Below are 24,167 nucleotides of genomic sequence, written 5' to 3' on the forward strand. Positions count from 1 at the left end.
ACCGGCGCCGACCTCGGAAATCATCGGTCCGGCGGAAACTCGTGCCGTCGCGGTCAGCTCACCGTGCCGGTGACGGTGCTGCCGGACTTGGTCACGTAGTAGGTCAGCTTCGTGCCGCTCCAGAAGTGGAACGTCAGCGTGACCCGCTGGCCGTCGTTGACCTCGGCGAAGAACTCCGGCTTCAACGCGATCGTGTTGCCGGTGTAGTTCGGCGCGAACGTCACGTCGAACTCCTTGTACGAGGTCCAGTTGTGCGGCCCGGCGTTGCTGCCGTCGGCGTACTTCGCCTCCATCGTGGCCAGCTGGTCACCGCGGAACTGCGCCGGGAGCGTGAACGCCGCCGTGGTGCCCGTGGCGTTCGACAGCACCGGCGGGTCGTACGTGATGATGCTGATCCGCCACGGCACGCCCGCGGAGAAGCGGGCCTGGAGGTTGGCGTTCACCCCGTACGCGCGGGAGCCGACCAGCCGGGTCAGCGCCGACGCGGTGAGCGTCAGGGTGCTGCCGGAGACCGTGTAGTCGGTGCCGTTCACCAGGTCGGTGGTGCCCTGGCGCAGCCCCTGGAACGTGGTGCCGTTCAAGTTGAGCGTCAGGCTCTTGGCGGTGATCGTGCCGGTACGCGGCACGTACACCTGGTCGCTGGACGCGGTACCGGAGCGGGTCGTCCAGCTCGACTTGATCTGCGCGAACAGCTCGGGGTCCTTCCACACGAACGACGTGCGGTCGAAGTGCTGGCCGTTGTCCCAGAGCTGGGTGGTCAGCTTGCGGCTACGCGCGTAGTGGCCGAGGAACTCGAAGAACTTGAGCTTCTCGCCCTGCTCGATGGTGCCGGTGTGGCGGTCGAAGCCGAGCAGCCCGTACTCGCCGATGATCACCGGGATGTTGCGGGTGACGAAGGCGTTGTATACCCGGTCGAACTGGTCGGTCAGGTCCTGCTGGACCGTCGCGTCGAACCGGGTGCCCCCGGCGACGTTCACGCTGAACGGCCAGTACCCGTAGAAGTGCACGGTGGCGATCAGGTTCGGGTCGTTGAGCGTGTTGAACGTGCTGACCAGCTCGTTCACCCGGGCCTGCTCGGCGGAGGTGTGCAGGGTCGGCAGGACCAGCAGCCGGGTGGCGTTGCCCCCGCCGGACTGACGGACGATGCGGTGGAACGAGGTGTTCAGCTCGTTGAGGAGCGTGGCGTTCTGCGCGTCGCCGGAGCTTCCGGTGAACTGCGGCTCGTTGACGCTCTCGAAGGTCAGCTTCGGCGAGGAGTCCTTGAACGCGGCGGCGATCTGGGTCCAGAGCGCGTTGTAGCGGTTCAGCACGCCTGCGCGGTCGGTGGGCATCGTGTTGATCCACTGCCACGAGTCGTGGTGGATGTTGAGCACCACGTAGAAGCCGTCGGCGAGCGCCCAGCCGACCACCTCGCGTACCCGGTTCAGCCAGGCCGCGTCGATCGTGTAGTTCGGCGCGGCGCCGTGGTGGTTGCTCCAGGTCACCGGGATGCGGATGCTGTTGAAGCCCTGCGCCCGGACGTTGTCGAGCAGCGCCTCGGTGACCCGCGGGTTGCCCCACGCGGTCTCGTCCGCGCCGACCGCGTCGAAGGAGTTGCCGAGGTTCCAGCCGGGCTGCATGGCGGCGACGGCGGCCATGGCGTTGCCTGCGGGCGGCGTCGGCGGGACCACCCCGCCGCCCGTGCAGGCCACACCGTTGAGCGAGAACGCGGTGGGCGCGGTGTTCGCGCCGGACCAGGAGCCGTTGAAGCCGAACGAGACGCTGCCGTTGGTGGCGATGGAGCCGTTGTAGCCGACGTTCGTGGCGGTGACGTCGGCGCCGGAGGAGGTGACTGTGGCGCTCCAGGCCTGGGTGACCCGCTGGCCGGACGGGAACGTCCAGCGCAGGTTCCAGCCGTTGATCGGGTCACCGAGGTTGGTCACGTCGACGTTCGCGGTGAAGCCGCCGGGCCACTGGCTGGCGGTCGTGTAGGTGACGCGGCAGCCGGCCGCCGCCTGGGCGTTCGTCGCCATCACGGCGGTGCCTGTCACGAGTGCCGCGGCGGTCGCGGCGACCAGGCCGACCCGCAATCGGGCGGTACGGGGAGAGCGGAACATGGTGGTTCCTTCGTGGTGGGGTGGGGCGCGTGGACGGGGAAGGCGGGGCGCGCACCCGCCCAGCGCGAGAGTAAGTTTGGATTCCAAACATTGTCAATCGGTAGCCGTGGATGCGGGAGGCCGACGGGGCATCAGGCGGCCGACGGCGTCTCGACGGTGAGATGCGCCGACAGCGCGCCCAGGAAGTCCGGCGCGTCGAAGATCCGGCCGGCCGACGCGACACCGGTCGCCCGGGTCCGCCCGGTCAGGATCCGGTGGACCGCCTCGACCGCCAGCGGCGCGCTGATCGCGTAGATGTCCTGCCCGTGGGCCACCACCCGCCGGCGGACGTCGCCCGAACGCACCACCACGTCGACGGTGAACGTCTGCGCGGACCGGCCACGCTCGTCCACAGCGGCCGGCGCCTCCCCGGCGGCCAGATCCCCTGCCGCGTTCGCGGTCATGTACGTGCACACCTCCGGAATGTCCAGGTGGCTCGGCACCGTCACCACGTCGGCCATGGTGAACTCGCCGAGCACCGGCCGCACACCCAGCGGCGCCGGGAACTCCCAGTCCAGCCGGGGGAGGTCGCCGTCGGCGTACACCAGGCGCCCTTCGGTGAAGCGGACCCGCCGGCCGTCGCGGCGCTCGCGCGAGACGACGCCGGAGGCGACCGTGCCGGCCGTCGGGTGCCAGCTGCTCAGCCCGTACGCGACGTGCGCCTCGTCGGCCGCCGCCCAGTCCCCCATCGCGACGGTGACCAGCAGGTCGCCGAGCCCGCCGAAGAACGCCATGGCGGGCACCACCGCGACTCCGGCGGCCTCGGCACGCTCGGCGTAGTGCGCGAACGTGTCCCGGTTCGCCTCGATCTCGGCCGCCACGTCGACGTAGGGGATCCCGGCCCGCAACGCGGCCTCGATCAGCGGGCCGGCGGTCGAGGCGAACGGCCCGGCGCAGTTGACCACCGCCGCCGCCCCGGCCAGCGCCCGGTCCAGCGAGGCCGGGTCGTCGACCGACGCCACCCGCTGCTCCACCCCCGGGAACGCGGCCGACAGCCTCCCGGCGTCGCGTCCCACCGGCAGCGGCTCGTATCCCCGCTCCCGCAGCTCCGCCACCACGAACCGTCCGGTGTGCCCGTACGCCCCGAACACCGCCACCTGCATGACATTCCCCCTCGAAGATCGACTGGAATGATCCTCGCCGGAATTCGAGAGCCGGGACAGTGGCGCAAACGCCAATGCCCGTACAGTTTCGGACATGACCCTGATCGCGCTCGCCGCCACCGACGGGATGCTGCACTTCGAGCTGGCGGCGGCCTGCGAGATCTTCGTGCGCGACCCGACCGGCCTGGCCGACCCCTGGTACGACCTGGTGGTCTGCGGTCCCGGCCCGGTCGGCGTCGGCCGGTTCGCGGTCACGCCCGACCACGGGCTGGACCACCTCGCCCGCGCCCACACGGTGATCGTCCCGGCGATCGAGGACACCGACGCCGAGCCGCCGTCCGACCTGGTCGACGCGGTCCGCGCCGCGCACGAGGCGGGCGCCCGGATGGTCTCGTTCTGCACCGGCGCGTTCGTCCTCGCCGCCGCCGGCATCCTCGACGGGCTGCGCGCCACCACCCACTGGGCGCACACCGACGCGCTCGCCGCCCGCTACCCACGCGTCCAGGTCGACCCGGACGTGCTCTACGTGGACAACGGTGACGTGCTCGCCTCCGCCGGCAAGGCCGCCGCGATCGACCTGTGCCTGCACCTGATCCGCCGCGACCACGGCTCCACAGTCGCCAACGCCGTCGCCCGCCGCCTGGTGGTGCCGCCGCACCGCGCGGGCGGCCAGGCCCAGTACGTCACCACACCGGTCCCGGCCCGCGAGGACCACCCGCTCGCCGCGCTACTCCCCTGGGCGATGGCGCGGCTGGACCGCCCGCTGACGGTCGCCGACCTCGCCCGCCAGGCCACCATGAGCACCCGCAACCTGGTCCGGCACTTCACCGCCGCGACCGGCGTCACGCCGTCGCAGTGGCTGGCCACGCAGCGCATCCGGCGGGCGCAGGAGCTGCTGGAGAACACCGACGACGGCATCGACGCCGTCGCCGAGGCATCAGGCATGGGTACGGCGACGACGCTGCGCCGCCACTTCCAGCGCACCGTCGGCGTACCCCCGGACACCTACCGCCGGACGTTCCGCCGCGGCTGACCCGATTGCCCGGCGGTAGTAGCGTCGGCCACCCGATCACCGGAGCAGACCATGACGGACCAGGCACGGGTGCCCGACGACGGCGCCGGCAGCAGCGAGTTCGAGGCCCGCGCGTTCCGGCACGGAGGATATGGTCGATTCGACCAGCGGCCGATCGTCGCCGCGCTCGTGTCACGCATCCGCTCCCTGTCCGGTGGTGTCGTGCCGCTCGGGGGGACGGTCGCCTGACACCCGACACGGGGGAAGATGTGTTCGACGTGATCGTGGTCGGCGGTGGACCGACCGGAATGATGCTGGCCGCCGAGCTGCGCCTTCAGGGCGTCGGCGTGCTCGTCCTGGAACGCGACGCCGAGCCGCCGCCGTACGTGCGCTCGCTCGGCCTGCACGTCCGCAGCATCGAGGTGATGGACCAGCGCGGGCTGCTGGACCGGTTCCTCGAACACGGCGGCACGCATCCGATCCGGGGGTTCTTCGCCGGCATCGACAAACCCGCGCCCGCCGACCTGGACACCGCACACCCGTACGTCCTCGGCATCCCGCAGACGCTCACCGACCGGCTGCTCGCCGACCACGCCGCCGAGGTCGGCGCCGAGATCCGGCGCGGCAGTGCGGTGACCGGGCTGGAGCAGGACGACGACGGCGTGACAGTCCACCTCGACGACGAGAGCGCGTCACCGCTGCGGGCGCGGTTCGCCGTCGGCTGCGACGGCGGGCGCAGCACCGTCCGCAAGCTGCTCGGCGTCGGCTTTCCCGGCGAGCCGTCGACGATCGACACGCTGCTCGGCGAGATGCAGTTGACCGCGCCCGCGGACGAGATCACCGCGATCATGACCGAGGTACGCCGCACCGAGAAGCGGTTCGGACTCGGGCCGTCCGGCAGGCCCGGCGTGTTCCGGGTGGTCGTACCGGCGGCCGACGTGGCCTCGGCGCCGCCGACGCTCGACGACGTCAAGCGGCAACTTCACGCGTACGCGGGCACCGACTTCGGCGTGCACTCCCCCCGCTGGCTGTCGAGGTTCGGCGACGCGACCCGCCTGGCCGAGCACTACCGGGCCGGGAGGGTGTTCCTGGCCGGCGACGCCGCGCACATCCATCCGCCGCTGGGCGGGCAGGGGCTCAACCTGGGCATCCAGGACGCGTTCAACCTGGGCTGGAAGCTGGCGGCGACGGTGAACGGCTGGGCGCCGGACGACCTGCTGGACACCTACGAGACCGAGCGGCGCCCGGTCGCCGCCGACGTGCTGACGAACACCCGCGCGCAGATGCTGCTGACCACGAACGAGCCCGGACCGCAGGCCGTGCGTCAGATGCTGGCGCAGCTCATGGACTTCGACGAGGTCAACCGCTTCCTGATCGAGAAGGTCACAGCGATCAGCGTCCGGTACGACGTCGGCGAGGGGCATGCGCTGCTCGGGCGGCGGCTGCGCGACGTACCGCTGCGGGAGGGACGCCTGTACGAGCTGATGCGTACCGGCGGCGGGTTGTTGCTGGACGGGACCGGGAAGCTGTCGGTGGACGGCTGGGCCGACCGGGTCGGGCACGTCGCCGGCACCGGCGACGGGCTGGACGTGCCGGCGGTGTTGCTGCGGCCGGACGGGCACGTGGCCTGGGTGGGTGACGATCAGCAGACGCTGGACGACGCTCTCGCCAAGTGGTTCGGTGGCGCGACGAGGTGAGCTGCCGCCGACCGCCCGAGGGCGTTCAGGATCCGGTCGTCTGGTAGCTGCGGAGCGCGGCTTCGGCGAGTCGGGGGAGGTGATCGTCGCCGCCGGGCTCGTTGCCCTGCTCATGAACGACCACCAGGGTGGTGCCGATCCGGACGAGGATGCTGTCCCATGCCAGGGTGATCGATCCGGAAGTCGTGCTGGAGTCGACGCGCATGCTCTCGTCGCCCAGTCGCGGCCCCGGTACCACCGCGAAACGGTAGCTGCCTCCGTCCTGGCCCGGTGACGCGACGGCAGGGCATCGGCCGATGAACGTCCGCAGGTCCGCCATCGCCTCTCGGGCGCCGTCGTCGGCGTACGTCCTGAGCACTTCGCTCGCCACCCACGGGTAGTCGGAGCCCTCGCCAGAGCTGACGGTCGCGGCGGCCATCGCCGACGGAGCACCGGTCAGCCGGTTGGCCGACAACAGCGGAATCATGTCCGCACAGGGCACCTCGGGGCCGGGGCGCTGCCGGCCCGCATCCGGAGCCATGACCGTCGCGATGTCCACAGTGAAACCTCGTGGTAGCGCGTCCGTGGTCACCAGCCGCGCCGACAGTGCCGCGGAGTAGCCGGCGCCGCCGGTCGCCGGAAGCTTCCGGGTGGTGGGCGTACCGGTCGCCTGGGCCGTGGAGGGGACGGCTTCGCCCGCCGAACGATCCGCTGGATCCGCAGTAGAGGGTCCGCACGCAGCCACCACGCAGACCGCGCCCGCCGCGCCCAGCCTCCGCAGCACCGTCCTGAGCACCGGGCAGACTCCATCTGTCGTACGGACGCGTCAGGCTACCAACGGACGTGACTCCGATCGGCCGCCCGGCTGCGGGCCGGGTGCCGGACGGACCCGGGCACATCTGAGCGCTGCGAGAGACCGTCGACTCCCCTACGCTGCGCCGCGTGACGATTCTGATGATCTACAACGGTGACACGGCACCAGATGCGCCCGGCACGCGTACCGGCGGTGTTCCGCTCGTGCCTGCGGGCTTCGACTGGCCGGTGTGCGACGAGTGCGACGGACCGATGCAGTTCCTGGCCCAGGTCCGGCTCGACGACATCGACGCGGACGACGCCGCGCTCTTGTCGATCTTCATGTGCCAGAACGATCCGGGCCTGTGCGACGAGTGGGATGCGACAGCCGGCGGCAACCGCGCGTTCGTCTTCCCTTCCGGGGCGCTGGCTCCGTCTGCCGTGCCCCCGGGCGACACCGTCCTGGCGGCCGAGACGTCCGCCGTCACGTACGTGCCGATGCACGACTCCGACGGCTACGACGAGGCGCGCGAGCGCTGGCGCAGTGAGTCCGGCCGACCGCTGCGAGACGTCCTCGGGCAACTCGGCGGACTGCCGGCGTGGCTCCAGTTCGACCAGACGCCCACCTGTCCCGCCTGCGCCCTGCCCATGTCGTTCGTCGTCCAGCTCGAGGAAGGCCACGATCACCGCACCGGCTTCAACTTCGGTGGCGGTGGCTGCGGGTACGGATTCCGCTGCCGGCCATGCTCGACGGCGGCGTTCCTGTGGCAGCAGTGACCTGCTTTCAGGCTTGACGAACGCCAATGGTAAGTCGTAGCTTACCGTTCGTGGGAACTTACCGAACCGAGGACGGGTGGGACGCCCTGGGCGACCCGACTCGGCGGGCGATCATCGCGTGTCTCGCGGAGCAGCCGCGGGCGGTCGGCGAGCTGGCCGCGGTGCTGCCGGTCAGCCGCCCCGCGGTGTCGCAGCATCTGCGGGTGCTGAAGGACGCCGGCCTCGTGACGGACCGCACGGCGGGCACAAAGCGTGTCTACCGGCTCAATCCCGCCGGCGTGGCCGCCTTACGAGATCAGCTCGACACCTACTGGAGCCGCGCGCTGGACGGCTTCAAGGACGTCGCCGAGCGTCCTGACGAGGAGGAATCATGAGTGGAGCGGATGCGGTGGTGCGGCGGCAGATCGTGGTCGACGCGCCGGTGGAGCGGGCTTTCGCGGTATTCACGGAGCGGTTCGGCGACTTCAAGCCGAAGGAGCACAACCTGCTGTCATCGCCGATCACCGAGACGGTGTTCGAGCCGAAGGTCGGTGGGCACATCTTCGACCGCGCCGAGGACGGCAGTGAGTGCGCCTGGGCGCGAATCCTCGTCTTCGAGCCGCCGGACCGGCTCGTCTTCAGCTGGGACATCAGCCCGGCATGGCAGCTCGAACAGGATCTGGAGAACGCCAGCGAGGTCGAGGTCCGGTTCGTCGCCGAGACACCGCAGCGCACCCGGGTCGAGTTGGAGCACCGCAACCTGGACCGGCACGGTCCGGGTTGGGAGTCGGTTCGTGACGGCGTCGGCCACGACGAGGGCTGGCCGCTGTACCTGGACCGCTACGCCGGACTGTTCACCGAGGCCGGATAGCACGCGCGCTGGATTCACGAGCCTCGAAAGGCTCGGAGAGAGGCACTGGCAGACTGCCGTCATGCCGTCCGAACCGCCGTCGTGGACAATCAAGCACTTCTCGCAGGCCAACCCGGCGGGACCGGGTCAGGACAGCGTCCCGGCCCTGCTACGCCGCATCGCCGACAGCATCGAGCAACGGCCTGGTATCGAGGTCCAGGACGTCGTCATTCAAAGCGAGATCACTGCCGACGGTGACTGGTGGTCGGCCACCGTCTACTTCCACGAGCCGTCGCCGTAACGCATCCGGCCGGCCGCTCGACCGCGTCGCCGCCGACGGGCGGCAGCCTTCCCGTAGTCCGGCCACGAGTGGGCCAACCCTCGTCGGGGTGTAGGCAGGCGGGATGGCGGGTACGTCGCGCCCTACCCCTTACCCCTGCTCAGGAGGACGCTATGACCGTCGTACTCGCCGTTGTCTGCAAAGACGGGGTGGTGATCGGCGCCGACTCCCAGATCACCGAGAGCGACCGCGGTCTGAGCTTCCCCGCCCAGAAGCTGCACCCGCTGGGCGACTGCGCCGCCTGGGGCGGCAGCGGTGCGCGGGGGGTACTCAACGACCTGCGCCCCCTCCTCCAGGACTCGGCCACCGCCATCCTCGAAGCACCCGACATCGGCGACGAGTTGCAGGAGCGCGTCCTGCCCGTCTTCAAGAAGCACTACGAGAACTACATCCCGGACGTACCGGGCGAGGGCGCCGGCGGCGGGGTGTCGGCGTACCTGCTCGCGGCCGGCTTCAGCCAGGGCGGCCCGTGGATCGTGGAGATCAACCCCAACGGACTCATCGGCCGCTACGAGGACGTGGGCTTCCACGCCATCGGCTCCGGCGCGCCCATGGCCCAGCAGGCCGGCGCGCTGCTGTCCCACTTCCGGATGACCACGCGCACCGTCGAGTACGGCGTGGTGGGCGTGGTACGGGTGCTGGAGGCTCTGGAGCGGACCTCGCCGTCGGTCGGCGGGCCGTTCAGCGTCGCGTGCATCCGCGAGGAGGGCGCCCACCACCTCGACGAGAAGGAGATCACCAAGGCGCTGAAGGACGCCGAGCGCTGGCGCGATCTCGAACAGAAGGCGCTCGACGGCCTGTTCGACTGACGCCGGGGCGTGCGAGCAAACCGTCATCCGCGCGGAGGAGCCCGGACAACAGTCCGGGCTCCTCCGGTCAATGCGGTGTCGTCAGGCAGGGATCGCGGTGAGGTACCAGAGCTGCCCGGTCACGTTCTGGCACTTGTCGGTGAACGCCGCACCCTTCAGGACGGACGTCGGCGCGAATCGGTTACCTTCCAGGCATTCGCCTTCCTTCTCCCGGAACTTCGTCTGCAGCCGGAAGAGGTTGTCTCCGGCCTTGACCAGCTTCCACTGCTGTCCGGTGACCTCGCGGCACGTGTCCAGGAACGCGGCGCCGCCGAGGACCTTCCCGGCGATCTGGTTGCCTTCGAGGCACTTCTCCCCGCCGAGGAACTTCGTCCGCAGCGTGTAGTAGCCGTCGGGGCGCTTGGTGAGACTCCAGGCCTGCCCGTCAACGTCCTTGCAGGTGTTCTGGAACGCGGCGCCGGCGAGGGTTGAGTTGCCGTCGACGCGGTTGCCTTCCAGGCACTCGTTCTCACCGCGGAACACGGTCTTGAGCTTGTAGTATCCCCCCGCCGAGGCTGGGGCCTGGGCCGCCGGCTGCGCCGCGACATCCACCGTCTTCACGGCAGCGGCGTCTGAACCGTCCACCGGCTTCTCGTTGATGGACGTGTCGACCGCCACCGCGGGCGCGGACGCGGCGGCGGATGCAGAGGCGGATGCCACGCTCGTCGGCGTGGCCGACTCGGACGCAGACGGGCTTGACTCACTGTCCTGCTCGCATCCCGCCGCGGCCATGGCCAGAACCGCCAAGACCACCACAGACTTTCGCATGTTTTTCACTGTCGTTCCCATCAAAGACGATTTTCGATACAATCAGCACGCCTGCAATTGCCGCAATTCATCTGGCCAATCACACGGAACGCTGGTGCCGCAACGGTACGGGCGCTCCTGGCAGCCACAACAGGTCGAGCGGGTGGCAAAATCGCGCCTGTTCGGGGCGGCCCGACTGGTTTGTCGGCTCATTGTGGGGCGCTGGCCGACGACGCCCGGATCCCCCGGTCGGCCGGAACTCTAAACGCGATTAACAATAAGGAAGTCAGGAGTGCCGATCGAATCCCGGGGGCCATTGCCGACAAACTGGATATCCCAAGCATCGGCAACAAGTCACAACATTTTCTTGAATAGCGAAGACTTCCGGTTGTCGCCGTCTCGGACGCTAATGCTCGGCAACAAACGCCCTCATAAACACCGCAAAGGGCGAGCGGCGACGCCGCCGAGCAGGTGGCCCAACCGGCCTGGAAGACGGCTCGAGACGGCGCCAGGCACCCGACTTTCGGCGCGCTGTTCGCCTGCTGGTCGGTGGCGCGACACAGCAGATTTCGGATCCTTCACCCTCGCGGTCGCCCTTGACCCGCCCGACTACTGTCGCAGCGGCTGTTCCTGTCGTGTCGGCGTTGACCACTCGGACGTCTATCTCAACAGCTTCATGAGTGTGTCAGGGACTCGTGACGGGTCTTCTCGTAGGCGTCGGGGCTGACGTTACCCAGACGGCCGTGCCGGCGCCGTGGGCCGCAGAAGCCTTCGATGGAAGAGAAGACGACCGTTTCCAGTTCGTGCCGTCACGGCCAGGCGCGGGTGTAGACCAGTTCGGTCGTGAGGGTGGCGAAGACCGTCTCGGCCATGGCGTGTCGCACCGCCGCGGGTGAGCGCCCACCTCACGATGCGCCCAAGCCACTTGCTGCAGAAGATCAGAAAAGGCCGTCCCCCACCACGGGAGACGGCCTTTGAACTGGGTGGAGCTGAGGGGATTTGAACCCCTGACCCCCTCGATGCGAACGAGGTGCGCTACCGGTCTGCGCCACAGCCCCTCCGCCGGCGAACCAGCGTCGGTCCCACCCGGCTTTCACCGGGCGGGCCGACGACAAGGCTAACAGGTCGCGCCCCCACGACGCGAACCGCCCCGCCGCCCCGTAGATCTTGGAAGGAAAAGGCCCCCGGAGGGGCCGAAACCTTCCAAGATCGCCACCAGCAAGGCGCCGGCACGGCGGTCAGGCGCCTCGGCCGGACTGGTAGGGGCGTCCGCGCAGGCCGCCCGCCCGCCGGTAGGACACCGAGCCGCCACTCGCCGCCGGTGGCAGGTCCGCGGGACGGTCCAGCCCCATCGCCGTACGCCGGACCGCCTCGCGCTGGGCGGCCAGCCGGCGCTGCGCCTCCCGTCGGGCCGCCGCGCGCCGGGCCTGCTCGCGGCGCACCTCGGCCTGGCGGGCGGCCAGCCAGGCCGCCTCCCGGGCGTCCGCGCGCCGCCGTCGGCGTTCGGCCAGGGCACGCTGCCGCAGGTGTACGACGTACGCGACGAGCAGCGCGCCGGTGACCGAGACACTGATCCAGAACCCGGGTCCGACGAGCACCACGCCGCCCAACTCGACCAGGTTGAGCAGCAGCAGCGCGGCCAGCACCCGGCGCCGGCGGTAGATCGCCGGGGTGTGCCGTCGCCGGGGCGGGTGCCGTCGGCGGGACTGTGCCGGCACCGCGGAGACGGGCCGGAGTCGCCCGGAGCGCCGGCGCAGTGGCGGTGCGGAGACCGGACGGGCAAGACTGCCCGTGTCGGAGTCTTCACTGAGGGTCACGACGAGGGAGCGCGGCGGGTGCAGCGGTCGCCGCCCGGGCACGGTGCGCCGTCGACGCCGGCGCTGGAGCACCCGCGCCGTCGACTGCGCCCGCTCCGCCACCAGCCGCTCGGTGGCGTCGTACCGGCGGACCAGCGCCGGAGCGAGGGCGAGCAGACCGGCGGCGGCGAGGACGGCGAGGAGCACCGACGTGGGCACCCTCACCCCTCCCGTCACCAAAGTTCTCCGGCGAGCACCGCCGCCGCAACTTCTTCCGTCTACCGTCGTTTACGGCGCACTTCGTGCGGGCGGGCAGCGCTTGCCACAGCTTGCAGTTACTTGAGGTTACGGGCCGCCGACCCGGTTCACAGTGCGCCGCGCCGGGCGTTCGCCTCAGCGGCGGTTGTCACGTACGCGGTGCCACCGCGCCAGCAAGCCGCCCTCGGCTACTACTTCCTCGCCCGTCATCGCGTATCCGATGTGGTCCCGCCACGCGCCGTCGATGTGCATGTAGCGCACGTGATAGGCCTCCTCGCGGAAGCCGAGTTTCTCCACCACCCGCCGGGAGGGCATGTTCTCCGGCCGGATGTTCACCTCGATCCGGTGCAGACCGCCCGGTCCGAACGCGTGGTCCACGGCGAGCGCCACAGCGGTCGGGATCACGCCGCGACCGGCCACCCTGGAGTCCACCCAGTAGCCCACGTACCCGGAGCAGAACGCCCGCCGCACGATGCTGCCCACGTTCACGTGGCCGACCAGCCGCTCCTGCCCGTTCTCGCGGAGGCAGACGGCGAACGGCATGCCCTCACCGGTACGCGCGGACTTGCGCTGGTCGGCGTGCACCAGGCGGAACGCGGCGGGCGAGTTCGTCTCGTACCAGCCGCCGGGCACATGGGACTCCCACGGCGCCAGCCACTCGCGGTTCGCGCGCCGGATCTCCGACCAGGCGGCGGCGTCCGAACGCCGGTACGGCCGCAGCACCACCGGACCGTCCACCAGCACCGCCGGCCACCCCGGCGCCTGCCGGAACCTCACCGAGCTTGCCTTTCGCTCGCGACTGCGGGGCTCGCAAGCTCACTCCTCGCGCTCACCGGCGCCGGTCCAGCAGGAGCACGTCCACCGTAGACCCGGCAGCCGCAGTGGTGACCCGCTCGCCGAGCACCAGCAGGCCGTTGGCCTCGGCCAGGCCGGAGAGCGTGTACGGGCCACCGGCGAGCGGCTGCACGGTGTACCCGCCGCCGCGCCGCTCGGCCACGTGCGCGGGCCGGAACTCGCGCAGCCCCACCGGGGACGAGACCGTCTCCAGCAGGTGCGCGCGGACGCTCGGCCGGAACACCGGCTCGGCCCCGGCCAGCAGCTGGATGGCCGGGCGGGCCAGCACCTCGAAGCCGATCAGCGCCGCGCCGGGCTCACCGGGAAGACACACCACCGGCACCTCCTCGGCGCCGACCGTACCGAACCCGAGAGCCGTTCCGGGATAGAGGGCCACCTCTGTGAAGGCGACCGGCCCGGCGCGCCCGCCGTCGCGGCGGGACAGGATGCGGCGGACCATGTCGCCGGGACCGGTGCCGGTGCCGCCGGTGGTGATGATCAGGTCGGCGCGCAGCGTCTGGTCCTCCAGCAGGCCGCGCAGCGCCTCCGGGTCGTCGTCGCAGATCCCCACCCGGTACGCGAGCGCGCCCGCCTCCGCCGCCGCCGCGGTCAGCGCGTGCGAGTTGGTGTCCACCACCTGGCCGGGCTGGCTGCCCCGGCCCACGTCCACCAGCTCGTCGCCGGTGGCCACGATGACCACGCGCGGGCTGGGCCGCACCACCACGTGCCCGATGCCGGTGGCGGCGAACACCGCGACCAGGGCCGGTGAGACGTACGCCCCGGCGCGGGCGAGCAGCGTGCCGGCGACGAGTTCATCCCCGGCGCGGCGCAGGCCGTACCCCCGTTTGGGGGCGCGGAAGATCTCGACGGCGGCCATGCCCTGGTCGGTCCACTCCACCGGGACGACCACGTCCGCGCCGATCGGCAGCGGCGCGCCCGCCGCGACCGAGAAGCAGGCGCCGGGGGTGAGCCGCACCGGTCGCCAGCTCGCCGCGCCCAGGTCACCCACCACGTTGAGGCGGATGCTGCGGCCGCCGGGCATACCGGAGGGGGCCGGGACGTAGCCCGGCCCCCGACTCCCACCGGAGATGTCCTCCCAGCGCGCGGCGTACCCGTCCACCGCCGCCTGGTCGAAGGCGGGGTACGAGTGCGGGGCGACCACGTCCTCGGCGAGCACGTTGCCGTACGCCTGGGTCAGGTCGAGGTCGAGTGGAGGCAGCGCGCGTAACCTGCGCAGCACACTGCCCAGGTAGTCGGCGAGCGGCGTCAACTCGTTCGCGGCCGCCTCGGCGTCGGCCGTCGCTGTCATGTATCGGCACCGCCGGACGCGTCGCGGATGCCGTTGAGGACCGCGGCGGTGACCGTCTCGTCGCCGTTGTTGACGAACTCCGTCAGCCACTTGCGGAACTCGGCGCCCAGGTCCTCCCGCTCGGCGGCGATCTGCACCACGGTCTGGAGGTAGCCGAGCGGCATGCCGGTGTCGTAGCGGGTGCCCCGGTAGACGATGGCGTGCACCGGCACCCCCTCGGTACGCAGCAGCTCCATCGCGTCGGTCAGCTGGATCTCGCCGCCGCTGCCCGGTCGGGTACGCCGGATCGCGTCGAAGATCTTCCCGGGGAGCACGTACCGGCCGAGGACGGCGAGGTTGCTGGGCGCGTCCTCCGGGCTGGGCTTCTCCACCATGCCGGTGACCTTGACGACCTCGGCGATGTCGGAGTATTCCGACTCGGTCGGCTCGACCGACGCGATGCCGTAGCGGCTGGTCTCGGCCGGGTCGACCTCGAAGAACGCGAGCACCACGCCGCCGGTGCGGGCCTGGAGTTCCAGCATGGCCGGCAGCAGCGGCTCGGAGGGCTTGACGAACTCGTCGCCGAGCAGCACCGCGAAGGGCGCGTCGCCGACGTGCGACTCGGCGTATCCGACGGCGTGGCCGAGGCCGAGCTGTTCCGGCTGGCGGACCGTGTAGATCGCTGCGAGTTCCTCGGTGCGCTTGACCTCGGCCAGCAGCTCGGGCTTCTTGGCGAGCCGTTCCTCCAGGTCCGGCCGGCGGTCGAAGTGGTCCACCATCGAGGTCTTGCCGCGACCGGTGATCAGCAGGATGTCGTCGATGCCGGCCTGGGCGGCCTCCTCGACGATGTACTGCAGCACCGGCCGGTCGACGACCGGCAGCAGTTCCTTGGGAACCGCCTTGGTGGCCGGCAGGAACCGGGTGGCCAGGCCGGCGGCCGGGATCACGGCCTTGACCGCGCGGGAGCGACCGGGGGCCGCTGAGGGGTTCGCTGAGTGCTCCGACATGTCGCGAGACTATCGGCCACGGCTCTGCCGCGGCGGGTGAGGACCGGAAGACGCGCCGCCCTGGACGGTGCCCGCCGGGTCCGCCGCGCCGGCCCGGGGCAGCCCGTCCGGCGGGCTGACGCCGGCGGCCACCACCGGGATCTCCTGGGTGGGGACCGGATCGGGCGCCGGGGCGAGCCGGTAGCCGTCGCGTCCGGCGGCCTTCGCCGCGTACAACGCGTCGTCGGCGGCGTCGAGCACCTGCTGGCCGCCGGCCGCGTGGTCCGGGTAGACGGCGATGCCGATGGAGACGGTCACCGGCACCCGCACCGGCTCGTCGCCGCTCCCCTCGACCGCCACCGGCTGGTCGCGTACCACCGCGCCGAGCCGCTCGGCGACGATCGTGGCGCCCCGGGCGTCGGTCTCCGGCAGCAGCACCACGAACTCCTCGCCACCCTGCCGGAACGCCAGGTCCACCTCGCGGATCACGCCGCGTACCCGGCGGGCGAACTCGACCAGCACGGCGTCCCCGGCGGCGTGCCCCCAGGTGTCGTTGACGTTCTTGAAGCGGTCCAGGTCGAGCGCGAGGACGCTGAGCATCCGGCCGAACCGGTTCGCCCGCTCCACCTCGCGGCGGATCGACTCGCGCAGGTAGCGGTAGTTCCACAGCCCGGTCAGCGGGTCGGTGAGGGAGAGCCGTTGCGCCTCCTCGTGCACCCGGACGTTCTCCACGGCGACCGCGGCGTGCCCGGCGAACGTCCGCAGCGTCACCACGTCGTCGTCGTGGAACTCGTGCCCGCCGAGCCGGTCGTAGAGCACGAGCACGCCGAGCGCCGCGCAGGCCGAGCCGGGCGGGTCGCCGTCGGCGGGCGGATGGCCGGGCCGGTCCGGGCCGCGCGGTTCGGCGCCGCCGGGGGTGGCGAACGGCACCGCCACGTACGTCTCGCAGGACGGCTCCCCGGTCGGCGTGTCCGGCGGCGCCCACCGTCCGCGCAGCGGTTCGCCGGTGGCGGCCACCGCGCCGAGCACCCCGGCGCCGACCGGCACCCGCAGCGTCGCCGGGTCGGCCGGGTCGCCCGTCGGCCGGCGTCCGGTCAGACCTTCCACGCACCGGCCGACGAGTACGCCGTCGCCGTCGACCAGCAGCACCGCGCCGGCCCGGGCGCCGGTGGCGGCGATCGCGCTGTCCAGGATCACCCGCAGGATGCGTTGCAGGTCGTGCGTGCTGGCGAGCGTGTCGCCGAGCACTGCGAGGTGGTTGCGGAGCTGGTCGCGGCTGCTGGTCAGCGCCGTCACGTAGGTGCCGGTCTCCCGGGTCATCCGGTTGAACGCGCTGGCCAGCCGTCCGATCTCGTCGCGGCTGCGCACCGGCACCCGGGCGCTCAGGTCGCCGCGCGCCACCCGGTCCACCGCGCCGGCCAGCTCACCGAGCGGCCGGGTGGTCACCCGGGCCAGTCGCCAGGCCGCGAGCACTGCGAGCAGGGCGGCGAGCGCGACCGCGGCGATCAGCGCCCCGTACAGGCCGGGCGCACGTTCCCCCGGCACCGACAGCACCAGCGGCAGCGGCTGACCGGGAGACGGGCCGACCCGGCGCACGTACCGGCCGTCGCCGGTCCCGGTCACCCGGTTCCCGTCCGCCTTGCCGGCGGCGGCCAGCACCGCTGCGCGTACCCCCTGGTCCTCGGTCGTGTGGGTGATGCCGCCGGGGTCGTCGAGGAGAGTGATCCCGACGCCGGTCACGGCGGCGAGCCGCGCCACGAAGGCCCGGTCGACGGGCTGGGCGGCGGCGACCGCGCCCAGGTCGGTGCCGGCCGGGTCGCGGAGCCGGACCTGGGCGGCCAGTGCGGCGACACCGGTGGCGGGCGCGCCGGCGCAGTCCTGCCAGCGCCCGGCCGGCCCGCCGGGCGTGGTGTAGGTGGTGCGGCCGGCGGCGTCGGCGATCAGCACGGCGGCGGCCAGCCCCCGGGCGACCACCTGGTCGGCCGCGCGCGACCGGACGACCGGGTCGCCGACCAGCGCGACCGCGTCGGCCGCCGCGCGGAGTTGCTGGCAGAGCGCGTCGATCGAGGTACGGACACCGGCCGCGGCCAGGCCCAGCCGCTCGGTGGCGCGGCTGTGGTCGACCGCGCTGAGCGTGGCCCCGACGAAGAACGCGCCGAGCAGGACGGGGCCGAGGACCACCGCGAGGAAAGCCGCCGTCAACCGCCCGCGTAGCGTCAATCTTCCCCCCGGAAGTTCCGCTCCCTTGGTGCGATGCTGACACAGAGCGACCATTAGGCAAGCGTTGCGTCAGGAGTGTTGCGTGCCGGAATTTTCGGATGAAGCGCACGATGCGAAGCGGGAGATGCGCATCGCGCTACTCGCCGCGCGCCGGTCGCTGTCCGCGGCCGACCGCACGGTGGCGGCGGCCGCCGTCCAGGCCGAGCTGGTGACGTTGGTACGACGGCTGCGGCCGGCCAGGATGAGCGCGTACGTGCCGGTCGCCTCGGAGCCCGGCGGGGACGACCTGCCGGACGTGCTGCGGACCGCGCTGCCGCCCGACGCCGAGTTGCTGCTGCCGGTGCTGCGCGAGGACCTGGACCTGGACTGGGCCCCGTACACCGGCCCGGACTCGTTGCGCGCCGCCGGCCGGGGCCTGCGCGAGCCGACCGCACCGCCCCGGGGGCGTGCCGCGGTGGCCGGAGCCGCCCTGGTCGTGGTGCCGGCGGTCGCGGTGGACCGCCGCGGCATCCGGCTGGGCCGGGGCGGCGGCTCGTACGACCGCGCACTGGCCCGGGTGCCCGCCACAGTGCCGACAGTGGCGCTGCTGCACGACGGCGAGCTGATCGCGGCGGTGCCCGCCCTGCCGCACGACCGCCCGGTGCACTGTGTGATCACTCCGGCGGACGGGCTGGTGGCGGTCCCGGGTGTGGGCCCGGGCGCTTCCGCTGGACGAACCCGGGGGTCATGACGCACCATTGGCACTCGAAGTCCACGAGTGCCAGAAGGCCGTGCCGAAGATCCGGAGGAGAACGTGCCCACGTACCAGTACGCCTGCACCGCGTGCGGCCACCAGCTCGAGGCGGTGCAGTCCTTCTCGGACGAGCCGCTGACCGAGTGCCCGGCGTGTGAGGGGCGGCTGCGAAAGCTCTTCAACTCGGTAGGCATCGTGTTCAAGGGCTCCGGCTTCTACCGTACGGACTCCCGTCCGTCCAGCTCCGACAACGGCGCCTCGACGACGAGCAAGCCGGCCAAGTCCGAGTCGTCCTCGTCGTCGGACTCCTCGTCCTCCTCGTCCTCCTCGTCCGGGTCGTCTTCCTCATCCGGTTCGTCTTCTTCGTCCGGATCCGGGTCGACGGCGAGCAAGGCACCGGCGGCGTCCAGCTCGTCCTGACCCGCTGCTCGCACGCGACACGTGGCCGTTCCCGCTCGGGGGCGGCCACGTTCCGTTCGCGGCGGATGCTCGCCGGCTCGGCGAGGCTGCTGCTCGGCCGGTGGCGGATGCTCGCCACCTCGGCGAGGCTGCTGCTCGGCCGGTGGCGGATGCTCGCCAGCTCGGCGAGGTTGCTGCATCCGCCGGTCCGGAAGCAGCAACCTCCCCGAGCTGGCGGTCCCAGCCGTACCGGACGTCCGCTGGTGACGGCGGGCCTCCCCGGGGGAACGGTTTTCCACAGGGCGGCGGGTTATCCACAGGGGCGGGCGGTGGGGCGGCGGGAGCCGGGAGGCCGGGCCTAGCCTGCGGGTCGGACGGTTGACCGGCGGCGGGAGGCAGCGGTGACGGATGGCGAGGCGACGTTGCGTCCGGTCCGCTGGCGCGGGCTGCCCCGGCGCCGGACGCTGCTGCGGGTGACGCTCGTCGCGGTGCTGCTCGGCCTGGCCGCTGCGGTGCTCCGGACGCCGCCGTCCTGCCCACCACCCCGCGTCCTGCCGGCCGCCTCGGCGACGGCGTCGCCGTCCGGCGGCACCCCCGCCCTGCCGGCCGGTGCGGTCGGCGTGCCGATCCGGCTGGCCGAGCCGGCCGCGCTCGCGGTGCTGCGCCCGGGTGCCCGCGTCGACCTGCTCGTCGTGCCGGCCGGCGGTTCGCCCGACCCGACGCTGCTAGCTCCGCGCGCGCTGGTGCTCGACGTGGTCGGCGCCACCGGCGCGGTCGACGGCTCCTCTGCGCTCTACCTGGCGCTGCCGCCGGAGCAGGCCAGGCGGGCGGTCGGGTTGCCGGAGGGCAGTCGATTCGCCGTGGTGGTACGCGGCTGACGCGATCAGCCCCAGTGCGGGGGGCGTTCGGCGAGCAGCCAGTCGTCGTTGCCGCCGGGGCGCTCGCCCCAGCCGCGGTCGGTGTCGTCGCTGGTCTGCTCGGGCAGCACCACGAAGTCGTCGCTGAGGTCGACCACGCGGTCGTCGTCGTCGCGCGGTGTCCGGATGGCGGGGTCGGTCACGAGCAGCAACGATACCGCCGAACAGGGCGCCGGCTCGATCCCCGGGACCGGCCGGATCGTCCCGAGCCCGGCCGTACCGGGCCGGGAGCCGTCGGAACGCCACACACAGGGCGCGACGGGCCGGGGTGGCGGTGATCGACGCGTCGGGCGGCCGACCGGCCCGGGGCGTTGGTAGCGTCGGACGGCGTGACGACGCCGAGCGGTGGCAGCCCCGACGACGAGACCTGGCGACGCCCGGACCAACCGGCACCCGCCGCGGAGAACGCCCCCGGGGCGGTCCCCCGGGACGGCGCGGACAGCGCGGACGCCCACCCGGCCGGTCCCGGAGCCCGGCCCGGTGACGCCGGCGGAGACTGTGAATCGGACCGCACCGCCGAACCGGCCGGGACCGCCAGCCCGTGGTCACGCGAGGCGGCCACCGACAGCCCGTGGGCCCGGCCGGAGGCGGCGGGCGGCTGGACGGTGGCCGGCGGCGCGTGGCCGGGGTCGCCCGCTGGTGGCCCACCGCCCTCGGGGTACGCGGGACCGCCGCCGAGCACGCCTCCGCCGCCCGGCTGGCGGCCACCGGTACACGTGCAGCCGTCACCGCCCCGACGGCTCCCGCCGCAGGACATGGCCGCGATGGACCAGGCGGAGCAGCGCGCGCAGCGGCTCACCTACGGCATCGGGGCAGCCGTCGCAGTGGTGCTGGTGCTGCTCACCTGCCTGCTCTGCTCGCGGGTGCTGTTCTGAGCCGTACCGGTCAGACGACGCCGTCCCAGACCATCTTGGCGCCGCTGTCCCCGGTCAGGTAGACGTACACGATCGCGAAGACCGCGAGCACCGCCACCACGACGGTGAGCACGATCGGGAGCCAGCGGGGCAGGTTCCGGCCCGCGACGAGGCGGCTCGTCGACAGCACGAGCAGCAGCGCCACGACGCCGAGCCCGAGCGCGAACCAGAACAGCGTGTCGCCGTACTCGGCGTGCTCGTGGATCTGCTGGAGCCGGTCCGGCGGATAGCCCTTCGCGCGCAGGGCCTCCTCCAGCTCCTCGCCGGACTCGGTCGCCACCCAGGCGACGATCGGGGTGGCCACGGCGAGCGCCGCGACCGCCCAGCCGAGGCGGGGCCGCCAGCGGGGCAGCACCCCGTACGCGACGGCGAGCAGTGCCAGCAGCGGCACCAGCACCACCGCCGCGTGGATGACGAGCACGTGGACGGGCAGACCGTTGATTTCCCTGAACACCGACACCTCCGGCGAGTGGGTGGTTTGGCGCGCTCAGCGTACGGCGTGACGCCGTCTTCTTCGATACACGCGGGCGCGGCGGTGCCGGTTCACCTGTGGCCCCGGCCACGGGTGAACAACGCTCGCTTGTCGGCCCGCCTGAGCCGTGCTGTCATGGATCCATGTCCACAGGTGAGGAGCTGCTCCGGTCGAGGGGCCTACGGGTCACCCGGCCGCGTCTCGCCGTGCTGGACGTGCTCTCCGCCGGCGGTCACCTGGAGGTCGACGAGATCACCCGGCGGGTCCGCCGGCGGATCGACTCGGTCTCCACCCAGGCCGTCTACGACGTCCTCGGCGCCCTGTCCCGGGCCGGGCTTTCCCGCCGGATCGAGCCGGCCGGCAGTCCCGCACGGTACGAGGCCCGGGTCGGCGACAACCACCACCACGTGGTGTGCCGGGGCTGCGGGGAGATCGCCGACGTGGACTGCGCGGTCGGCAGCGCCCCCTGTCTGGACCCGAACGTGGCGCACGGCTTCGAGCTGGACGAGGCGGAAGTGACCTTCTGGGGCCTCTGCCCTACCTGCCAGTCCCGCCGCTCCGCCGACGACTGACCGCCGCACCGACGACCGCCGCACGTCGACTGGCCGCCGCACCGAGGACGGCCGACGACGGCGCGTGGCACTCTTGATCGGTGGACACCGAAGACCTCGGCCTCTTCGGTCCGGGATCGGTCACGTGGAAGGTGCACGAGGAACCGATCCTGATCGTCGCCGGCCTGCGCTCGCTCTACCTCCAGGCGCTGCACCCTCGCGCGATGGCCGGCGTCGCCCAGAACAGCAACTACCGCACCGACGCCTGGGGGCGGCTCGTCCGCACGGCGACGTACGTGGGAACGACGATCTACGGCACCACGACCGAGGCGGAGGCGGCCGGGCGACGGCTGCGTACGCGGCACGCCCGGATGCGCGCCACCGACCCGTTCACCGGTGAGGAGTTCCGCGTCGACGATCCGGAGCTGCTGCGCTGGGTGCACGTCACCGAGGTCGAGTCGTTCGTGAGCACCGCCCGGCGGTCCGGGCTGGCGCTCACCGACGACGAGGTGGACGGCTACTACACCGAGCAGCGCCGGTCGGCGGCCCTGGTCGGGCTGGACCCGGACGACGTGCCGGGTACCGCCGCCGAGGTGGCCGACTACTACCGGGACGTACGCCCGCAGTTGCGGATGACCCGGGAGGCGGCCGAGACCGCGGTGTTCCTGACCGCGCCGCCGATCCCGTGGAAGCTCAGCCTGCCGGCGCGGGTCGGCCTGAACCTGGGTCCGCCGCGCTGGGCGTACTTCGGGATCGCCGCCACCGCGCTGGGGATGCTGCCGCCGTGGGCGTTGCGGCTCTACGGCGGGCTGGGCCTGCCCACCACCGCTCTGTCGGCGGACCTGAGCGCGCGGGCGCTGCGGCTGGCGCTGGCCGCGGTGCCCCGGCGCTACCGGGAGGGCCCGTTGCAGCAGGCCGCCAAGGAACGCGCCGCCCGCCTGACCGCGGCCTGACGGCGTCGCGCACTCACTCCGGGTCGGCGAAACGCTCGACTGCGGACCAGGGCTCCTTGCCCGGGGTCTGCGCGCCGGTCGGGCACGTACGCCGGTAGTCGCACCAGCCGCACCGCGGGCCCGGCTCAGTGGGGAACGCCGCGTCGGGGTCGGCGCCGTCGGCCACCGCGCGCTCGGCGGCCATGATGTCGCGGGCGGTGTCCTCGGCGCGGGTGAGCTGCCGGTTCAGGGACTCCGGCGTGTGCTCGTGCGCGGCGACGGTGCCGGTCGGCAGGTGGTGCAGCTCGACCCGGCGGCACGGCTTGCGGAACACCCGCTCGGCCGCGTACGCGTAGAGCGCGAGCGCCTGCGAGCCGCGCGCGTCGTCGGCGTCGAGCCCGGTGCGGCCGGTCTTGTAGTCGACGATGACCAGCTCGGGCCGCCCGTCCGGGCCGGGACGCGAGTCGATCCGGTCGGTGCGGCCATTGAACGCGAGCACCGCGGTCTTGACCGCGACCACCCGTTCCACGCCGAGCGGCTCGTCGGCCGGGTCGAGGCCCGCCACGTAGCTCTCCAGCCAGGTCAGCGCCCGCCGGAAGGCGTCGCGCTCCTGCTCGTCGTCGCGGTAGCCCTCGCGGACCCAGGTGCCCTTGAGCAGCGTGCCGAGCACCTCGGGGCGGCGGCGGTCGGGGGCCAGCGCGTACCAGTTCTTCAGCGCGGTGTGGACGCTCGCGCCGAGCGAGTTGTGCGCCCACGGCGGGCCCTTGGGCGGCGCGGGCCGGTCCACGTAGGCGTAGCGGTAGCGGCGGGGACAGTCCGCGTACGCGCCGAGCTTGCTCGGTGTGCAGACGAACAGGCGTTCCGGCATGCCCTCGAAGCCGAGCTGCTCGGACTGCTCGGCGCGGGGTCGGGGAGCCTTGGAGCCGCTGGCTGCTGACTGTCGTCGCACGCGGAGAATCCTGCCATCCGCATACGACAGCGGACGGACCCGCTCAGGCGTTGTTGAGGTACTGGGTCACGAACGCGGCGATCGCGTCGGCGATGAGCTGCACCGCGATGGCGGCCAGCAGCAGACCGGCGATCCGGGTCAGCACCTCGATTCCGCCGGGGCGCAGCACCTTGACGATCCCGCCGGAGAAGCGCAGCACCACCCAGACGGTGACCATCACCGCGACGATGGCGAGCCCGATGGCGAGGTAGTCGACGGCGCCGCCGGCCTGCTGCACGAACAGCATGGTCGCCACGATGGCGCCCGGCCCGGCCAGCAGCGGGGTGCCGAGCGGCACCAGCGCGATGTTGGAGGTGACCTGGTTGCTCGGGTCGTCCGCCTTGCCGGTCAGCAACTCCAGCGCGACCAGGATCAGCAGCAGGCCGCCCGCCGCCTGGAGGGCGGGCAGGTCGACGTGCAGGTACGCCAGGATCGTCTGCCCCGCCACCGCGAAGATCACGATGACCCCGAGCGCCAGCGCCACGGCCTGCCAGGCGGCCCGGTTCCGGTCGCGCGCGGGCAGCGGCCCGGTCAGCGCGAGGAAGATGGGCATCATTCCGGGCGGGTCGACGATCACCAGCAGGGTCACGAAGACCTCGCCGAAGAGCTTGAGATCCACG

27 protein-coding genes, 1 tRNA gene and 1 pseudogene are annotated in these 24,167 nt (G+C 72.4%); 14 read left to right on the top strand and 15 right to left on the bottom strand.

All coding sequences use genetic code 11. The features are described 5' to 3' along the window. Nucleotides 1-53: 53 nt before the first annotated feature. Nucleotides 54-2,096, bottom strand: coding sequence for a cellulase family glycosylhydrolase (locus tag ABD52_RS03335; protein ID WP_047890740.1), 2,043 nt, complete (start codon nt 2,094-2,096; stop codon nt 54-56). Nucleotides 2,097-2,227: 131 nt separating this feature from the next. Continuing rightward, a complete protein-coding gene (locus ABD52_RS03340; protein WP_047890741.1) occupies nt 2,228-3,238 on the bottom strand; it encodes a trans-acting enoyl reductase family protein in 1,011 nt (336 codons plus the stop codon). A 94-nt stretch (nt 3,239-3,332) separates the two neighbouring features. Between ABD52_RS03340 and ABD52_RS03345 the strand changes: the two genes are divergently transcribed. From ABD52_RS03345 to rox, 3 genes are read left to right on the top strand one after another with little or no spacing between them, the layout of a single operon-like run. After that, nucleotides 3,333-4,271: a helix-turn-helix domain-containing protein gene (locus tag ABD52_RS03345; RefSeq protein WP_047890742.1), complete on the top strand. Its 939-nt coding sequence runs from the start codon at nt 3,333-3,335 to the stop codon at nt 4,269-4,271. Nucleotides 4,272-4,322: 51 nt separating this feature from the next. Next, on the top strand, nt 4,323-4,499 hold the full coding sequence (locus tag ABD52_RS40060) for a hypothetical protein (RefSeq protein WP_200905156.1): 177 nt from the start codon (nt 4,323-4,325) through the stop codon (nt 4,497-4,499). Between the two features lie 20 nt (nt 4,500-4,519). Beyond that, nucleotides 4,520-5,947, top strand: coding sequence for a rifampin monooxygenase (gene rox, locus ABD52_RS03350; protein ID WP_047890743.1), 1,428 nt, complete (start codon nt 4,520-4,522; stop codon nt 5,945-5,947). A 25-nt stretch (nt 5,948-5,972) separates the two neighbouring features. On the opposite strand, the gene ABD52_RS03355 is transcribed toward rox, so the two are convergent. After that, the gene (locus tag ABD52_RS03355) at nt 5,973-6,485 is read right to left on the bottom strand and encodes a hypothetical protein (RefSeq protein WP_047890744.1); all 513 of its coding nucleotides are present in this window, start codon (nt 6,483-6,485) and stop codon (nt 5,973-5,975) included. A gap of 383 nt (nt 6,486-6,868) precedes the next feature. Between ABD52_RS03355 and ABD52_RS03360 the strand changes: the two genes are divergently transcribed. From ABD52_RS03360 to ABD52_RS03380, 5 genes are all read left to right on the top strand, one after another. Then, on the top strand, nt 6,869-7,495 hold the full coding sequence (locus tag ABD52_RS03360) for a DUF1963 domain-containing protein (protein WP_082171183.1): 627 nt from the start codon (nt 6,869-6,871) through the stop codon (nt 7,493-7,495). Between the two features lie 26 nt (nt 7,496-7,521). Continuing rightward, nucleotides 7,522-7,869 (top strand): helix-turn-helix transcriptional regulator, encoded by a 348-nt coding sequence (locus tag ABD52_RS03365; RefSeq protein ID WP_013473924.1) that lies wholly within the window; start codon nt 7,522-7,524, stop codon nt 7,867-7,869. Next, nucleotides 7,866-8,345: an SRPBCC family protein gene (locus ABD52_RS03370; RefSeq protein ID WP_047890746.1), complete on the top strand. Its 480-nt coding sequence runs from the start codon at nt 7,866-7,868 to the stop codon at nt 8,343-8,345. The genes ABD52_RS03365 and ABD52_RS03370 overlap by 4 nt, the downstream gene beginning before the upstream one ends. Before the next feature lie 61 nt (nt 8,346-8,406). Continuing rightward, nucleotides 8,407-8,625, top strand: coding sequence for a hypothetical protein (locus ABD52_RS03375; protein ID WP_013283921.1), 219 nt, complete (start codon nt 8,407-8,409; stop codon nt 8,623-8,625). Nucleotides 8,626-8,777: 152 nt separating this feature from the next. After that, on the top strand, nt 8,778-9,473 hold the full coding sequence (locus tag ABD52_RS03380; protein ID WP_047890747.1) for a proteasome protein: 696 nt from the start codon (nt 8,778-8,780) through the stop codon (nt 9,471-9,473). Between the two features lie 81 nt (nt 9,474-9,554). Here the strand turns inward: ABD52_RS03380 and ABD52_RS03385 are convergent, their stop codons facing one another. The 7 genes from ABD52_RS03385 to ABD52_RS03415 form a co-directional block, all read right to left on the bottom strand. Next, complete coding sequence (locus ABD52_RS03385) at nt 9,555-10,280, bottom strand: RICIN domain-containing protein (RefSeq protein ID WP_235437318.1); 726 nt, start codon at nt 10,278-10,280, stop codon at nt 9,555-9,557. 963 nt (nt 10,281-11,243) lie between these two features. Further along, nucleotides 11,244-11,317 (bottom strand) — tRNA-Ala (locus ABD52_RS03390). Nucleotides 11,318-11,497: 180 nt separating this feature from the next. After that, a complete protein-coding gene (locus tag ABD52_RS03395) occupies nt 11,498-12,280 on the bottom strand; it encodes a hypothetical protein (protein WP_176739738.1) in 783 nt (260 codons plus the stop codon). 168 nt (nt 12,281-12,448) lie between these two features. Next, on the bottom strand, nt 12,449-13,090 hold the full coding sequence (locus tag ABD52_RS03400) for a GNAT family N-acetyltransferase (RefSeq protein WP_047890750.1): 642 nt from the start codon (nt 13,088-13,090) through the stop codon (nt 12,449-12,451). Between the two features lie 52 nt (nt 13,091-13,142). Beyond that, nucleotides 13,143-14,456 carry a gephyrin-like molybdotransferase Glp gene (gene glp / locus ABD52_RS03405; protein ID WP_013473918.1) on the bottom strand — a complete coding sequence of 438 codons (1,314 nt, stop codon included), beginning with the start codon at nt 14,454-14,456 and terminating at the stop codon, nt 13,143-13,145. Beyond that, on the bottom strand, nt 14,453-15,442 hold the full coding sequence (locus ABD52_RS03410; protein ID WP_047890751.1) for a UTP--glucose-1-phosphate uridylyltransferase: 990 nt from the start codon (nt 15,440-15,442) through the stop codon (nt 14,453-14,455). Before ABD52_RS03410 ends, glp begins: the two co-directional genes overlap by 4 nt. Before the next feature lie 9 nt (nt 15,443-15,451). Continuing rightward, nucleotides 15,452-17,641, bottom strand: a complete 2,190-nt coding sequence (locus ABD52_RS03415; RefSeq protein ID WP_047890752.1) for a diguanylate cyclase — start codon at nt 17,639-17,641, stop codon at nt 15,452-15,454. Nucleotides 17,642-17,765: 124 nt separating this feature from the next. Between ABD52_RS03415 and ABD52_RS03420 the strand changes: the two genes are divergently transcribed. Both ABD52_RS03420 and ABD52_RS41365 read left to right on the top strand, forming a co-directional pair. Beyond that, entirely contained in the window at nt 17,766-18,371 is a 606-nt protein-coding gene (locus tag ABD52_RS03420; RefSeq protein WP_200905158.1) for a 5-formyltetrahydrofolate cyclo-ligase, read from the top strand. A gap of 63 nt (nt 18,372-18,434) precedes the next feature. After that, nucleotides 18,435-18,575 (top strand): annotated as a pseudogene (locus ABD52_RS41365) (FmdB family zinc ribbon protein); the annotation flags it as partial. A 14-nt stretch (nt 18,576-18,589) separates the two neighbouring features. Here ABD52_RS41365 and ABD52_RS40560 read toward each other — a convergent pair. Continuing rightward, the gene (locus ABD52_RS40560) at nt 18,590-18,808 is read right to left on the bottom strand and encodes a hypothetical protein (RefSeq protein WP_047890754.1); all 219 of its coding nucleotides are present in this window, start codon (nt 18,806-18,808) and stop codon (nt 18,590-18,592) included. A gap of 366 nt (nt 18,809-19,174) precedes the next feature. Here ABD52_RS40560 and ABD52_RS03430 point away from each other — a divergent pair, with 366 nt between their 5' ends. Further along, nucleotides 19,175-19,651 carry a hypothetical protein gene (locus tag ABD52_RS03430; RefSeq protein ID WP_013473914.1) on the top strand — a complete coding sequence of 159 codons (477 nt, stop codon included), beginning with the start codon at nt 19,175-19,177 and terminating at the stop codon, nt 19,649-19,651. A 5-nt stretch (nt 19,652-19,656) separates the two neighbouring features. Here the strand turns inward: ABD52_RS03430 and ABD52_RS40065 are convergent, their stop codons facing one another. Further along, nucleotides 19,657-19,833, bottom strand: a complete 177-nt coding sequence (locus ABD52_RS40065) for a hypothetical protein (RefSeq protein WP_174361685.1) — start codon at nt 19,831-19,833, stop codon at nt 19,657-19,659. Nucleotides 19,834-20,019: 186 nt separating this feature from the next. On the opposite strand from ABD52_RS40065, the gene ABD52_RS38000 reads away from it, so the two are divergent. After that, nucleotides 20,020-20,565, top strand: coding sequence for a hypothetical protein (locus ABD52_RS38000; RefSeq protein ID WP_047890756.1), 546 nt, complete (start codon nt 20,020-20,022; stop codon nt 20,563-20,565). A gap of 10 nt (nt 20,566-20,575) precedes the next feature. Here the strand turns inward: ABD52_RS38000 and ABD52_RS03445 are convergent, their stop codons facing one another. Further along, nucleotides 20,576-21,058, bottom strand: coding sequence for a DUF2231 domain-containing protein (locus ABD52_RS03445; RefSeq protein WP_013473913.1), 483 nt, complete (start codon nt 21,056-21,058; stop codon nt 20,576-20,578). Between the two features lie 161 nt (nt 21,059-21,219). On the opposite strand from ABD52_RS03445, the gene ABD52_RS03450 reads away from it, so the two are divergent. Then, nucleotides 21,220-21,648 carry a Fur family transcriptional regulator gene (locus ABD52_RS03450; protein ID WP_013473912.1) on the top strand — a complete coding sequence of 143 codons (429 nt, stop codon included), beginning with the start codon at nt 21,220-21,222 and terminating at the stop codon, nt 21,646-21,648. Between the two features lie 80 nt (nt 21,649-21,728). Next, nucleotides 21,729-22,580 carry an oxygenase MpaB family protein gene (locus ABD52_RS03455; RefSeq protein ID WP_013283905.1) on the top strand — a complete coding sequence of 284 codons (852 nt, stop codon included), beginning with the start codon at nt 21,729-21,731 and terminating at the stop codon, nt 22,578-22,580. Between the two features lie 13 nt (nt 22,581-22,593). Here ABD52_RS03455 and ABD52_RS03460 read toward each other — a convergent pair whose 3' ends face one another. Continuing rightward, the gene (locus ABD52_RS03460; RefSeq protein ID WP_222947505.1) at nt 22,594-23,427 is read right to left on the bottom strand and encodes a PD-(D/E)XK nuclease family protein; all 834 of its coding nucleotides are present in this window, start codon (nt 23,425-23,427) and stop codon (nt 22,594-22,596) included. 124 nt (nt 23,428-23,551) lie between these two features. After that, the gene (locus ABD52_RS03465; RefSeq protein WP_013283903.1) at nt 23,552-24,166 is read right to left on the bottom strand and encodes a MarC family protein; all 615 of its coding nucleotides are present in this window, start codon (nt 24,164-24,166) and stop codon (nt 23,552-23,554) included. Between the last annotated feature and the right edge of the window lies 1 nt (nt 24,167).

This window comes from Micromonospora sp. RV43 (assembly GCF_001029515.1).
GTDB classification, from domain to species: Bacteria; Actinomycetota; Actinomycetes; order Mycobacteriales; family Micromonosporaceae; genus Micromonospora; species Micromonospora aurantiaca.

Coding starts and splice junctions, on each gene's coding strand:
- ABD52_RS03335 (WP_047890740.1), bottom strand. CDS start 2,096: ATGTTCCGCTCTCCCCGTACCGCCCGATTGCGGGTCGGCCTGGTCGCC.
- ABD52_RS03340 (WP_047890741.1), bottom strand. CDS start 3,238: ATGCAGGTGGCGGTGTTCGGGGCGTACGGGCACACCGGACGGTTCGTG.
- ABD52_RS03345 (WP_047890742.1), top strand. CDS start 3,333: ATGACCCTGATCGCGCTCGCCGCCACCGACGGGATGCTGCACTTCGAG.
- ABD52_RS40060 (WP_200905156.1), top strand. CDS start 4,323: ATGACGGACCAGGCACGGGTGCCCGACGACGGCGCCGGCAGCAGCGAG.
- ABD52_RS03365 (WP_013473924.1), top strand. CDS start 7,522: ATGGTAAGTCGTAGCTTACCGTTCGTGGGAACTTACCGAACCGAGGAC.
- ABD52_RS03370 (WP_047890746.1), top strand. CDS start 7,866: ATGAGTGGAGCGGATGCGGTGGTGCGGCGGCAGATCGTGGTCGACGCG.
- ABD52_RS03375 (WP_013283921.1), top strand. CDS start 8,407: ATGCCGTCCGAACCGCCGTCGTGGACAATCAAGCACTTCTCGCAGGCC.
- ABD52_RS03380 (WP_047890747.1), top strand. CDS start 8,778: ATGACCGTCGTACTCGCCGTTGTCTGCAAAGACGGGGTGGTGATCGGC.
- ABD52_RS03385 (WP_235437318.1), bottom strand. CDS start 10,280: ATGCGAAAGTCTGTGGTGGTCTTGGCGGTTCTGGCCATGGCCGCGGCG.
- glp (WP_013473918.1), bottom strand. CDS start 14,456: ATGACAGCGACGGCCGACGCCGAGGCGGCCGCGAACGAGTTGACGCCG.
- ABD52_RS03410 (WP_047890751.1), bottom strand. CDS start 15,442: ATGTCGGAGCACTCAGCGAACCCCTCAGCGGCCCCCGGTCGCTCCCGC.
- ABD52_RS03420 (WP_200905158.1), top strand. CDS start 17,766: ATGCGCATCGCGCTACTCGCCGCGCGCCGGTCGCTGTCCGCGGCCGAC.
- ABD52_RS03450 (WP_013473912.1), top strand. CDS start 21,220: ATGTCCACAGGTGAGGAGCTGCTCCGGTCGAGGGGCCTACGGGTCACC.
- ABD52_RS03460 (WP_222947505.1), bottom strand. CDS start 23,427: ATGCCGGAACGCCTGTTCGTCTGCACACCGAGCAAGCTCGGCGCGTAC.